Raw genomic sequence first — 12046 nt, 5'->3', positions numbered from 1 at the left:
GGAGGCATGACAAAGCAGATCGCGATCATCGGCGGCGGCCCGGCGGGCCTGATGGCGGCGGAGGTTCTCTCCGCTGCCGGCCATTCCGTGACCGTCTACGAGGCGATGCCGACCTTCGGGCGAAAATTCCTGCTCGCCGGCAAATCCGGACTGAATATCACCCATTCCGAAGATTTTTCAAAGTTTGCGGCGCGTTTCGGAAGCGCCTCCCCGCGCCTGCGCCCCGCCCTCGAGGCATTCACACCGGACGACGTTCGGGCTTGGGCAGCGGGTCTCGGCACGGAAACTTTCGTCGGAACGTCCGGACGCGTATTTCCGAAAGCCATGAAGGCCTCGCCGCTCTTGCGCGCATGGCTGCGGCGGCTGGAGGCGCAGAGCGTGGCACTCAGGACACGGCATCGCTGGGTGGGATTTGCCGAAAACGGTTACCGGTTCGAAACGCCGGAAGGGCCAGTCACCGTCCGGCCAGATGCCGCTCTTGTGGCACTGGGCGGCGCCAGCTGGCCGCGGCTTGGCTCGGATGCCGCCTGGGTGCCGTGGCTGAGCGCCAAGGGCGTTGAAGTCGCCGGCCTGCAGCCGGCCAATTGCGGTTTCAATGTCGCCTGGAGCGAGGCGTTTCGCGAGCGGTTTGCGGGCGAGCCGCTGAAATCTGTTTCGACCAATTCCGACGCCGGCACGTTCCAGGGCGAATTCGTGGTCTCGAAACAGGGGATCGAGGGCAGCCTGGTCTATGCCCATTCCGCAGCGCTTCGGGACCGACTTTTCTCGCAAGGCCAAGCGGCATTGACCGTCGATCTCGCGCCCGGCCGCACGCTGGAGCGACTTGGCCGCGACCTTGCCCGGCAGGATGCCAAGGCGAGTTTCTCCAACCGCCTGCGCAAGGGAGCAGCGCTGGAGGGCGTGAAGGCTGCGCTACTTCGGGAACTTGTTCCGGACGCCAACCGCGTGTCCCCTGAGAAACTGGCGCGCCTGATCAAGTCTCTGCAGATCCCGGTTCTCCGTCCCCGGCCGATTTCAGAAGCGATCTCGTCCGCCGGCGGCATCGCCTGGAGCGATCTCGGTGAAAACTACATGCTGAAGCCGCTTCCCGGCCTGTTCGCCGCCGGGGAAATGCTCGATTGGGAAGCGCCGACCGGCGGCTACCTGCTGACCGCCTGCCTCGCGACGGGCCGCTCCGCGGCAAACGGCCTCAAGGCGTGGCTTGGCGCGCAATAGGACTCGCTTCGGCGCTCGATTTGCGATTTCTTTCCTAGTTATCCGACATTGTCCTGGATCAACGCCTCGAGGCGTGATTCGCGCAGATTTACGCGGAGGAAAGGACCTCCATGACCAGGGAAAGACGACGACGCATCATCCGCAGGCGGCGGACCGTGACGGGTCTTGCGCTCGTTGCCGCGATTTCCTTCGTGGCGGGCATGACGGATGCGGTGGGGCTGCTGCTCTCGGGCGACTTCGTGTCCTTCATGACCGGCAACACGACCCGCGCGGCCATCTCCTTCGCCGACGGCGACTATAGCCATGCGATCATCCTCTTCATCGCGCTCTGGGTCTTCATCCTCGGCAACGCGCTCGGCATCGTGCTTGCCTATACGGTTTCGGCGCGCCGCACCTTCGTCGTGCTGTCAGGCGTTTCGCTCCTGCTGGCCGCAGCTTCCATCGTTCCCACGGCCGGTTATCCGAGGCTTCAATTCTATCTGATCGTGCTGTCGATGGGCATGATCAACGCGACGGTCGAGCATATCGAAGGGCTGCCGATCGGCCTCACCTATGTGACCGGCGCGCTTTCCCGCTTCGGCCGGGGCATCGGCCGCTGGCTAATCGGCGACCGCAACCCGACCGGCTGGCTGATCCAGACGGTGCCCTGGACCGGAATGGCATGCGGTGCCGTGACCGGCGCTTTTTTGACGAAATATGCTGGCAGCCATGCGCTCTGGATTGTTTCGGTTCTGGCCCTTGCGGTGGCATTGGCGACGGCGCTTCTGCCGCGCCCGCTGCACCTGCATTTCCAGCAGCCGATCGTCTCCGCCCGCCGCCGCGCCTGATCGTTCCGAAAGTTTTTAATGTTCCTGCTTTCCAAGCTCTTCTGGGTGTTTGTCCAGCCTCTCTCGATTGCCTTCCTGCTCGCGGCTCTCGCCACATTTCTGGTCTTCGTTGGCTGGCGCAGGCTCGGCGGGGTAGCCGCATTCCTAACCGGGTTGGTGCTGTTCCTGACGCTTTTTACCACGACGGGCACGGTGGCGCTGCAGGTGCTGGAAGATCGCTTTCCGAAGCCTACCCAGGATCCACCGGCGGTTTCCTGCATGATCGTGCTCGGCGGCGTGCTGGAAAACGAGGTGACGACGGTGCGCGGCGGCATCGAGCTCAACCAGGCGGCCGACCGGTTCGTGGAGGCTCTGCGGCTCGCCCGCAATCATCCGCAAGCACGCATTCTGATTTCTGGCGGCGACGGTTCGATCAGCGGCGCCTATGAAGGCGAGGCGCAGGCTTCGGAACGGTTCTTCTCCGCCTTCGGCATCCCGGCCGATCGGCTGGTGAAGGAAAACGCGTCCCGCACGACCTATGAGAATACGGTGAATGCGGCCGGGCTTCTCAAGGCTCAGGGGCTCGATAACTGCCTGCTGATCACGTCGGCCTTCCACATGCCGCGCTCGATGGGCCTGTTCCGGGCGGCCGGTATCACGGTCACGCCGTGGCCGGTCGACTACCGCACCAGCGGCATCGTCCGCCCGTCGCTGGATTTCACCCAGCCGGCGCTGAATGCGCAGCTGGCGACGACCGCGGCGCGGGAGTGGATGAGCCTGACCGCCTATTACCTCACGGGGCGGATCGCCAGGATCTTTCCGGGATGAGCCATCTCCGGGCCGTTCTATTTCTTCGACAGGATATTGAAATCAAGGCCGCGCACCCGAACTCGCATTTCGCAGGGCGCGGCGTCGTTTCGACCGCAGAAGCGGGGATGCATCGTCAATTCAAAGACCATGTTGCCGAAATACTGAACGAAATCGTATTTATAAAGCTGGGCGGTGGCGACCATCACGTAGCCGCCTTCCTTGATCTGGACATAAAAATTGTAGCGGCAGCCTTCACTGGCGCAGCGCGGTCCCTTGACCCCGTCGCAGGTGACCTCGGATTGGTTGGAAACGAGGTCAATCATGCCGTCATTGTTGATATCGAAGCGCTTGATGAAGGCCGGTCCGAAATCGACGATCTTGCATTCCTTGCGGAAGTAATCCCTCTCGTAGATTTCCGGATCGCTGAAACGCTGCGGCTGCTGAGCAAAAGCAAGTGTTGGCGCAAACGCCAGGACGAGCGTCTGCACGACGATGATCAAGAGCTTTTTCACAGGCCGACCTCTGCAAATTCATCTGTTCACGGCACGCGCGGAAGGGTGACGCACGCAACGATCGGCGGTTATGCTAACGGCCTGCACTTGCGCGACGCTGGATCACAAGGTCTGACATGTCACTGCTGATGATCCTCGACTACGCCGGCATCGCACTTTTTGCCGCGACCGGCGCGCTGGCGGCCTCGCGAAAACAACTCGACCTCGTCGGCTTCCTGTTTTTCGCGGCGGTCACCGGGCTCGGCGGCGGCACGCTCAGAGACATCATCCTCGGACGAATGCCGGTCTTCTGGGTGCTCGATCCGACCTATATCCTGATCTGCGTGATTGCCGGTGCTTTCGTCTTCTGCACGGCCCATCGGGTCGAATGGCGCTATCGCCTGCTGATCTGGTTCGATGCGGTAGGGCTCGCCGCCTATAGCGTGCTCGGCGCGGCAAAAGGGCTTGCCGCCACGGGATCACCGACGATCGCAATCGTCACCGGTGCGCTGACGGCTGCCTTCGGCGGCATCCTGCGCGATCTTCTCGCCAACGAGCCCTCGGTGCTGCTGAGGCCGGAAATCTACATCACCGCCGCACTGGCGGGCGCCTGCGGGTTTACCGCGGCAAATGCGCTCGGCCTGCCGCTCTACGCGAGTTCAGGCCTGGGCGCGGCGCTGGCCTTCGGCCTGCGCGGCGGCGCGATCCACTACGGCTGGACATTGCCGCGCTACAGGCCACGGCCCGGCCGGGAGCAGGACGAGGCTATGAGGGGAAACAAAGGAAAAGAGTAGAAGCGTCAGCTTCTCTTTTCGCGCAGGCGGATGATCACATCCACATGGGCAATTTCCATGCCTTCCGGCGGTTCCGGAAGGTTGTCGATGTGAAGATTGCTGACCGGAATGTCGAGCACCTCGTTGCGGCCCTCGACGAAGAAATGATGATGATCGGAAATGTTGGTGTCGAAATAGGTCCTGGCGCTTTCGACCGCGAGGACCCGGATAAGGCCGGCCTCGGTGAACTGGTGCAGGGTATTGTAGACGGTCGCGAGCGAAACCGGGACGCCGGCAAAGGTGGCTTCCTCGTGCAATTCCTCGACGGTCAGGTGGCGGTCACCCTTGGCGAACAGCAGGTCGGCAAGCGCAACGCGCTGCCGCGTCGGACGCAGGCCGCAATGGCGCAGTCTCGTCTCGATGTCCGTCATGGCTTCTGCCATATTGCCCGTCAGCTCCTGCCGTTTCACGCCCATATAAGGTATCTTGACTTTCGGATATAACTTTTACGGCGAGGACTTTCAACAGTTTCCGCAGGATACCTGCCGCGAGAGCGCCAAAAACGCGCAATTTCGCTACAAGCCTCTGGTTTGCGCCTGTAGCTTCCTATATGCGGACCAGAACAAACGCATGTTCCAGTGGCTCGGCTGCCATCCCCAGGCGGAGCGCAAGTTCATCGTTACGCTTCAATTCCGATTGATCTTGCACTAAAGCTGCTGAAACAAAAGGTCTAAGGTTCAACGGGGGGAACGGAAATTTATGGCACCCAGGCAGTCCAGCTTCTCTTACGAAGAACTTCTCTCTTGCGCCCATGGCGAGCTGTTCGGACCCGGCAATGCGCAGCTTCCGCTGCCGCCGATGTTGATGGTCCACCGCATCACCGACATTTCGGAAACAGGCGGGGCGTTCGACAAGGGTTATCTTCGCGCCGAATACGACGTTAAGCCCGACGATTGGTATTTTCCCTGCCATTTCGAAGGCAATCCCATCATGCCGGGCTGCCTTGGCCTTGACGGCATGTGGCAATTGACCGGGTTTTTCCTCGGCTGGCTCGGCGAGCCCGGACGCGGCATGGCTCTGTCGACCGGCGAAGTGAAGTTCAAGGGCATGATCCGCCCGGACACCAAGCTGCTCGAGTATGGCATCGACTTCAAGCGCGTCATGCGTGGTCGTCTGGTGCTTGGCACCGCTGATGGCTGGCTCAAGGCGGATGGCGAAACCATTTACCAGGCAACAGACCTTCGTGTAGGCCTGTCGAAGGAAAAGGCCGCCTGATCCTGCTTCGCGGCCAAAGAAGAACAAGCAGAAAAGGTTTTGATGAGATGAGACGGGTAGTTGTAACGGGTCTCGGTATCGTATCCTCGATCGGGAGCGACGCCGCCGAAGTCACCGAATCCTTGCGTCAGGCAAAGTCCGGCATTTCCTTCTCTCCCGATTTCGCCGAGCACGGCTTCAAGTGCCAGGTCTGGGGCCGGCCGACGCTCGATCCGACGGAGTTGGTGGACCGCCGCGCCATGCGCTTCCTCAGCCAGGGCGGCGCCTGGAACCATGTCGCCATGAAACAGGCGGTCGCCGATTCCGGCCTTGAAGACAAGGATATCGGCGAGAACGAACGCACTGGCATCATCATGGGCTCGGGCGGCCCCTCCACCCGCACGCTCATCGAGGCCGCCGAGATCACCATCAAGAACAACAGCCCGAAGCGGATCGGCCCGTTCGCCGTGCCGAAGGCGATGTCGTCCACGGCATCCGCGACGCTTGCCACCTGGTTCAAGATCCACGGCGTCAACTATTCGATCTCGTCTGCCTGCTCGACCTCCGCGCATTGCATCGGCAACGCCGCCGAGATGATCCAGTGGGGCAAGCAGGACGTGATGTTCGCCGGCGGCCACGAGGACCTCGACTGGACGATGTCGAACCTGTTCGACGCGATGGGCGCGATGTCCACCAAGTACAACAACGATCCCGACAGGGCCTCGCGTGCCTATGACGTCGACCGCGACGGTTTCGTCATCGCCGGCGGCGCGGGCGTGCTGGTTCTCGAAGAGCTCGAACATGCGAAAGCTCGCGGCGCCAAGATCTACGCCGAAATCGTCGGCTACGGCGCCACCTCGGACGGCTACGACATGGTCGCCCCATCGGGCGAAGGCGCGATGCGCTGCATGCGCCAGGCGCTTGCGACCGTGAAAGGCGATGTCGACTACATCAACACCCACGGCACCTCGACCCCGGTCGGGGACAGCAAGGAAATCGGGGCGATCCGTCAGGTCTTCGGTGAAAAGATCCCGCATATCCAGTCGACCAAGTCACTGACCGGCCATTCGCTCGGTGGCGCTGGCGTGCAGGAGTCGATCTACGGCCTTCTGATGATGCAGGAACGCTTCATCGGCGAAAGCGCCCATATCGAGAACCTGGATCCGGAATTCGAGGGTGTGCCGATCGTGCGCAAGCGCATCGACGACGCCAAGATCGACACTGTCCTTTCCAATTCCTTCGGGTTCGGCGGCACCAACGCCACGCTCGTCTTCCAGCGCTTTAACGGATAAATCCATGACCGGAATCATGCAGGGGAAACGCGGCCTGATCATGGGGGTCGCCAATAATCACTCCATCGCCTGGGGGATTTCGAAAGCCGTCGCGGCGCAGGGCGCCGAACTTGCCTTCACCTTTCAGGGCGAAGCACTCGGCAAGCGCGTCAAGCCGCTCGCAGCCGAACTCGATTCCGATTTCGTCGTGCCCTGCGATGTCGAAGATATCGCCTCGGTGGATGCGACCTTCGCGGCTATCAAGGAGCGCTGGGGCAAGCTGGACTTCCTAGTGCATGCCATCGGCTTTTCCGACAAGAACGAGCTGAAAGGCCTCTACGCCGACACGACGCGCGAGAATTTCAGCCGCACGATGGTGATCTCCTGCTTCTCCTTCACCGAGATTTCCAAACGGGCGGCGGACCTGATGATCGATGGCGGAACGATCTTGACGCTCACCTATGGCGGCTCGATGCGGGTCATCCCGAACTACAACGTCATGGGCGTTGCCAAGGCCGCGCTGGAAAGCTCGGTGCGCTATCTCGCTGCCGATTACGGCCCGCGCGACATTCGCGTCAACGCGATATCGGCAGGCCCCGTGCGCACGCTTGCGGGCGCCGGCATTTCCGACGCGCGTGCGATCTATTCGTGGAACCAGAAGAACGCGCCGTTGCGCCGCACCGCGACCATCGAGGACATCGGCGGCTCCGCCCTCTACCTGCTTTCGGACCTCTCTCGCGGCGTCACCGGGGAAATCCACTATGTGGACGCCGGCTACAACATCACCTCGCTGCCAAGCCTCGACCGGCTGCGGAACGCGGATTCGGAATGAATAAGATGCGCATAATAATGCGCATCTTGATCCCTCATCTCGGCCGCGCTATGTTCTTCGCATAGCAAAGTGTGCCCGTGGAGCGGAACAGTCACAAGATCATCGCGAGGTTGAAACGCGACGGTTACGAACTCGTATCCATCAAAGGCTCACACCACAAGCTCCGCAGGGGTGCGCAAACCATCATCGTTCCGCACCCGAAGAAAGACCTGCCTGTTGGGACCGCGCTTGCGATTGCCAAGCAGGCAGGATGGGTTGAGGTAGACCGATGAAGTACTTCATTGCGCTCGTGCACAAAGACGGCGACAGCGCTTTCGGCATCAGTTTCCCCGACCTGCCGTCGGTTTTTTCTGCAGCAGATATCGAGGATGACCTGACTGCAAATGCGATCGAAGCGCTTCGGCTCTGGGCGGAAGATGGCGCACTGCCGGGCCCCTCCTCCTATGAAGAGCTGATGTCTCGCAGCGAGATTCGCGCAGAACTCGCCAACGGCGCGTTCCTGGCGCGTATTCCCTTCATCGAGGATGATACGCGCGTCGTGCGCGCCAACGTGACTTTCGAAAAAGGCATGCTTGATGCGATCGACGCGGCCGCAAAAGAGCGCGGGTTGACGCGTTCCGCCTTCCTGGCCAGCGCCGCTCGCAAGGATATCGAGGCGGCTTAGGACTGCCTTACTTCTTCGCCCATAGAACCTTGAAGCGGGCGTTACGGCAAGTCTCGCCGCTTTCGCGGAAACCTTCGGCCAGGACCGGCTCATAGGTCAGGCCGCGATTGGCGACCAGCATCAGGCGGCCGCCGTTCTTGAGTGCCGCGGCGGCAGTGCGGATCATCGTCTTGCCGAGCTCCGGATCCGTCGCCTGCGTCTCGTGGAAAGGCGGGTTCATGATGACGAGGTCGTATTTTTCCTTCGGTGGCTCGGCGCCGAGATCCTGCCAGTAGAAACGGGCGTTGAGATCCGGGCAGTTGCGCGCGAGATTGCGCTTGGCAAATTCCAGTGCCTGATAATCGGCTTCGAAAAGATCGATGCGGTTCACGCGCTTCGACTTTTCGGCCAGCATCACCGAGAGATAACCCCAGCCGGCGCCGAAGTCGGCAGCATTGCCGTCGAAATCGGTCGGCAGGCGGCCTGCGAGCAGTTCAGAGCCCGCATCCACGCGCTCGTGGGAGAACATGCCGGGTGCTGCCTCGAACCGGGCGTCGATCACCACGGTCGACTTCTTCAACGCCTTGATCGCGGCGTCGGCATTGGCGGGCCTGGCGAACCATATCGCGACGCCGTGATATTTCGGGGTGTAGTCGAGTTCGATGCCAAGCTTCAGGAGCGTGTTGCGGAGCGGTTGGATGCCGTCTTCCTTACCGCCGGCCACGATGATGACGCCGCCTGTTCTGACGCGCTCCAGGGCCTCGGCGACGCGGTTTTCGTTCTCGCCGCGATGCTTGCCGCAGAGCACCAGCCCCACGCCGTAGCTATCGCCCTCGGCCTCGGGAAACGCGCCTTCGCTCAGGGCCCGGAACAAAGGCCGGAACGACTGTACCGCGGTGATCTCGGCAGCAAACCCCTCGGGTAGGGCGTTGCCTGCCTCAGCGCCCAGGAAGAGCACGCGCTCGCCTTCGCCAGGCATCGGAACAGCCTCGGTGTCGAAGGGGTGGAACAGGGTTTTCAGGGCGTCTCGGCTCATGGTTAGTCTCGTCGGTTCGTCTCGTGACAGCAGATAAACAAAAGGCGCGGAAGAGCTTCCGCGCCTCGATGTCTCGGAAGGAAGAAGGCCTTATTCGGCGGCTTCGCCTTCAGCCTTCTTGACTTCCTGGCCGGTGGCCTGGTCGACGACCTTCATCGACAGGCGAACCTTGCCGCGCTCGTCGAAGCCCATCAGCTTGACCCAGACCTTGTCGCCTTCCTTGACGACGTCCTGGGTCTTGGCAACACGCTCGGAGGCGAGCTGCGAGATGTGCACGAGGCCGTCGCGGGCGCCGAAGAAGTTCACGAAAGCGCCGAAGTCGGCGGTCTTGACGACCGTGCCTTCGTAGATAGCGCCAACTTCCGGCTCGGCAACGATCGAGTGGATCCACTTGCGGGCCGCTTCGATTTCCTTGCCGGAAGACGAAGCGATCTTGACGGTGCCGTCGTCTTCGATGTTGATCTTGGCGCCGGTCTTTTCGACGATTTCGCGGATGACCTTGCCGCCCGAACCGATGACTTCACGGATCTTGTCGACCGGGATGTTCATCACTTCGATGCGCGGTGCGAATTCGCCCAGCTGGCCACGGCTTTCGGAAAGAGCGTTGGCCATCTCGCCGAGGATGTGCTTGCGGCCGCCCTGTGCCTGGCCGAGTGCGACCTTCATGATCTCTTCGGTGATACCGGCGATCTTGATGTCCATCTGCAGCGAGGTGATGCCGTCGGCAGTACCCGCGACCTTGAAGTCCATGTCGCCGAGGTGGTCTTCGTCGCCGAGGATGTCGGATAGAACCGCGAAACGTTCACCTTCGAGGATGAGGCCCATGGCGATGCCGGCAACCGGCTTGGCCAGCGGTACGCCGGCGTCCATCAGTGCGAGCGAGGTGCCGCAGACGGTCGCCATCGAAGACGAGCCGTTAGACTCGGTGATCTCGGAGACGACGCGCAGCGTGTAGGGGAACTGCTCGACAGTCGGCAGCATCGGACGGATGGCGCGCCATGCGAGCTTGCCATGGCCGATTTCGCGGCGGCCCGGGGAGCCCATGCGGCCGGTTTCACCAACCGAGTAGGGAGGGAAGTTGTAATGGAGCAGGAAGCGCTCCTTATACATGCCGGTCAGGCTGTCGACGTACTGCTCATCTTCGCCGGTGCCGAGCGTGGCGACAACGATCGCCTGGGTCTCGCCGCGGGTGAAGAGGGCAGAGCCGTGGGTGCGCGGCAGGATGCCGACTTCCGAGACTATCGGGCGGACGGTCTCGAGATCACGGCCGTCGATGCGGCTCTTGGTGTCGAGAATGTTCCAGCGAACGATCTTGGCCTGCAGGTGCTTGAAGACGGCGCCGATGACTTCGGCGCTGTATTTCGGCTCGACACCCTCGGGGAAGAAGTGGGCCTTCACCTTCGCCTTGACGGCGTCGACGGCCGCGTAACGGTCGGCCTTCTGGGTAATCTTATAGCCTTCGCGAAGCTCGGCTTCGAAATGCTGGAGCATTTCGGCTTCGAGCGCGGAATGGTCTTCCGGTTCGAATTCGCGGGGTTCCTTGGCAGCAACTTCAGCGAGCTTGATGATCGCGTCGATGACCGGCTGGAAACCGCGATGGCCGAACATGACGGCGCCGAGCATGATGTCTTCGTTGAGTTCCTTGGCTTCGGATTCAACCATCAGAACGGCATCGCCCGTACCGGCGACGACGAGGTCGAGGACCGACTCGTCCATCTCGTCGAGATGCGGGTTCAGAACGTATTCGCCGTTGATGTAACCAACGCGAGCGCCGCCAACCGGGCCCATGAAGGGAACGCCGGAGAGAGTCAGCGCCGCGGAAGCCGCAACCATCGACAAGACGTCCGGATCGTTCTCAAGGTCGTGCTGCACGACGGTAACGACGACCTGGGTGTCGTTCTTGTAGCCTTCCGGGAAGAGCGGGCGGATCGGACGGTCGATCAGGCGGGAAACCAGCGTTTCCTTTTCCGACGGGCGGCCTTCGCGCTTGAAATAGCCTCCCGGGATCTTGCCGGCGGCATAGGTCTTTTCCTGGTAGTTGACGGTGAGCGGGAAGAAATCCTGGCCAGCCTTCGGAGCCTTGGCGGAAACGACGGTCGCGAGAACGACGGTCTCGCCGTAGGTCGCGAGAACAGCGCCGTCAGCCTGGCGGGCGATCTTGCCCGTTTCCAGCCTCAGCGGGCGGCCTGCCCATTCGATTTCGACGGAATGAGTATTGAACATATGTCTTGTCCTTCAATGCGGGAGCACACGCATCGCCGATATCGGGCGCAGCGCACAGTCGACCGCAATCAATGTGACACATCATGGGCAAGACAACGGGAGGCTTTGCATCACCGGCATCCTGGAAAAGGAGCCGCGGCTAAAGCCCCGAGGGCTTTGGCCGAAAGCATCCGGCAATCCTGCCCCATGACAGGTCAACGGTTTGTTTGGCAGATCCGGCCCATCCGGGTCTGCGGGCAGTCACCACGCGAACTAGGGCGTAGCGCAAACATTTCATCGGACCTTGGCCCGAATAAAGAACCGGCAGGCGCCCCAAGAGCGCCCGCCGGAAATTTTTAGCGGCGAATACCCAGAGCAGCAATGATCTTGCTGTAACGGGCCTCGTCCTTCTTCTTGAGATAATCAAGAAGCGAGCGACGGGTGGAAACCATGGTCAGAAGGCCACGACGCGAGTGGTTGTCCTTCTTGTGATCCTTGAAGTGACCCGTCAGGTTGTTGATGCGTTCCGTCAGGATTGCGACCTGAATTTCCGGAGAACCGGTGTCGCCTTCGACGGTTGCATATTCCTTGATCAGCGCAGTCTTGCGCTCGGCAGTGATCGACATCTTACGATCCTTTCGTAAAGAGGAGAACGAGACGCCAGAAGCCGAGATGTCGTTCAGCTTCGGCCATGAATGCAGTAGGATGCCTAT

14 protein-coding genes are annotated in these 12046 nt (G+C 61.5%); 9 read left to right on the top strand and 5 right to left on the bottom strand.

What is annotated here, in order from left to right; all coding sequences use genetic code 11:
- Nucleotides 1-6: 6 nt before the first annotated feature.
- The 3 genes from C5J26_RS13635 (at nucleotide 7) to C5J26_RS13625 (ending at nucleotide 2849) form a co-directional block, all read left to right on the top strand.
- Nucleotides 7-1215, top strand: a complete 1209-nt coding sequence (locus C5J26_RS13635; RefSeq protein ID WP_105402250.1) for a TIGR03862 family flavoprotein — start codon at nucleotides 7-9, stop codon at nucleotides 1213-1215.
- A 110-nt stretch (nucleotides 1216-1325) separates the two neighbouring features.
- Complete coding sequence (locus tag C5J26_RS13630) at nucleotides 1326-2042, top strand: YoaK family protein (RefSeq protein ID WP_046602828.1); 717 nt, start codon at nucleotides 1326-1328, stop codon at nucleotides 2040-2042.
- Between the two features lie 18 nt (nucleotides 2043-2060).
- Nucleotides 2061-2849, top strand: a complete 789-nt coding sequence (locus tag C5J26_RS13625) for a YdcF family protein (protein ID WP_105402249.1) — start codon at nucleotides 2061-2063, stop codon at nucleotides 2847-2849.
- A 17-nt stretch (nucleotides 2850-2866) separates the two neighbouring features.
- Here C5J26_RS13625 and C5J26_RS13620 read toward each other — a convergent pair whose 3' ends face one another.
- Nucleotides 2867-3343, bottom strand: a complete 477-nt coding sequence (locus tag C5J26_RS13620) for a hypothetical protein (protein ID WP_105402248.1) — start codon at nucleotides 3341-3343, stop codon at nucleotides 2867-2869.
- 116 nt (nucleotides 3344-3459) lie between these two features.
- On the opposite strand from C5J26_RS13620, the gene C5J26_RS13615 reads away from it, so the two are divergent.
- Nucleotides 3460-4116: a trimeric intracellular cation channel family protein gene (locus C5J26_RS13615; protein WP_046637907.1), complete on the top strand. Its 657-nt coding sequence runs from the start codon at nucleotides 3460-3462 to the stop codon at nucleotides 4114-4116.
- A gap of 5 nt (nucleotides 4117-4121) precedes the next feature.
- Here the strand turns inward: C5J26_RS13615 and irrA are convergent, their stop codons facing one another.
- Complete coding sequence (irrA, locus tag C5J26_RS13610) at nucleotides 4122-4538, bottom strand: iron response transcriptional regulator IrrA (protein WP_105402473.1); 417 nt, start codon at nucleotides 4536-4538, stop codon at nucleotides 4122-4124.
- 316 nt (nucleotides 4539-4854) lie between these two features.
- Between irrA and fabA the strand changes: the two genes are divergently transcribed.
- The 5 genes from fabA (at nucleotide 4855) to C5J26_RS13580 (ending at nucleotide 8116) form a co-directional block, all read left to right on the top strand.
- On the top strand, nucleotides 4855-5370 hold the full coding sequence (gene fabA / locus C5J26_RS13600) for a 3-hydroxyacyl-[acyl-carrier-protein] dehydratase FabA (protein ID WP_037080143.1): 516 nt from the start codon (nucleotides 4855-4857) through the stop codon (nucleotides 5368-5370).
- A 47-nt stretch (nucleotides 5371-5417) separates the two neighbouring features.
- Nucleotides 5418-6641 (top strand): beta-ketoacyl-ACP synthase I, encoded by a 1224-nt coding sequence (fabB, locus tag C5J26_RS13595; RefSeq protein ID WP_105402246.1) that lies wholly within the window; start codon nucleotides 5418-5420, stop codon nucleotides 6639-6641.
- A 4-nt stretch (nucleotides 6642-6645) separates the two neighbouring features.
- Nucleotides 6646-7452 carry an enoyl-ACP reductase FabI gene (fabI, locus tag C5J26_RS13590; protein ID WP_105402245.1) on the top strand — a complete coding sequence of 269 codons (807 nt, stop codon included), beginning with the start codon at nucleotides 6646-6648 and terminating at the stop codon, nucleotides 7450-7452.
- 77 nt (nucleotides 7453-7529) lie between these two features.
- A complete protein-coding gene (locus C5J26_RS13585) occupies nucleotides 7530-7724 on the top strand; it encodes a type II toxin-antitoxin system HicA family toxin (RefSeq protein WP_105402244.1) in 195 nt (64 codons plus the stop codon).
- The gene (locus C5J26_RS13580) at nucleotides 7721-8116 is read left to right on the top strand and encodes a type II toxin-antitoxin system HicB family antitoxin (protein ID WP_105402243.1); all 396 of its coding nucleotides are present in this window, start codon (nucleotides 7721-7723) and stop codon (nucleotides 8114-8116) included. Before C5J26_RS13585 ends, C5J26_RS13580 begins: the two co-directional genes overlap by 4 nt.
- 7 nt (nucleotides 8117-8123) lie before the next feature.
- On the opposite strand, the gene C5J26_RS13575 is transcribed toward C5J26_RS13580, so the two are convergent.
- The 3 genes from C5J26_RS13575 to rpsO form a co-directional block, all read right to left on the bottom strand.
- Nucleotides 8124-9131 (bottom strand): class I SAM-dependent methyltransferase, encoded by a 1008-nt coding sequence (locus tag C5J26_RS13575; protein WP_105402242.1) that lies wholly within the window; start codon nucleotides 9129-9131, stop codon nucleotides 8124-8126.
- A 90-nt stretch (nucleotides 9132-9221) separates the two neighbouring features.
- Nucleotides 9222-11354: a polyribonucleotide nucleotidyltransferase gene (pnp, locus tag C5J26_RS13570; RefSeq protein WP_105402241.1), complete on the bottom strand. Its 2133-nt coding sequence runs from the start codon at nucleotides 11352-11354 to the stop codon at nucleotides 9222-9224.
- Nucleotides 11355-11689: 335 nt separating this feature from the next.
- Nucleotides 11690-11959, bottom strand: coding sequence for a 30S ribosomal protein S15 (gene rpsO / locus C5J26_RS13565; RefSeq protein WP_038547700.1), 270 nt, complete (start codon nucleotides 11957-11959; stop codon nucleotides 11690-11692).
- Between the last annotated feature and the right edge of the window lie 87 nt (nucleotides 11960-12046).

Source organism: Neorhizobium sp. T7_12, assembly GCF_002968535.1.
Classification (GTDB): Bacteria; Pseudomonadota; Alphaproteobacteria; order Rhizobiales; family Rhizobiaceae; genus Neorhizobium; species Neorhizobium tomejilense.
Note: the sequence above shows the minus strand (reverse complement) of the source record. Positions and strands in the feature narration are given on the sequence as shown.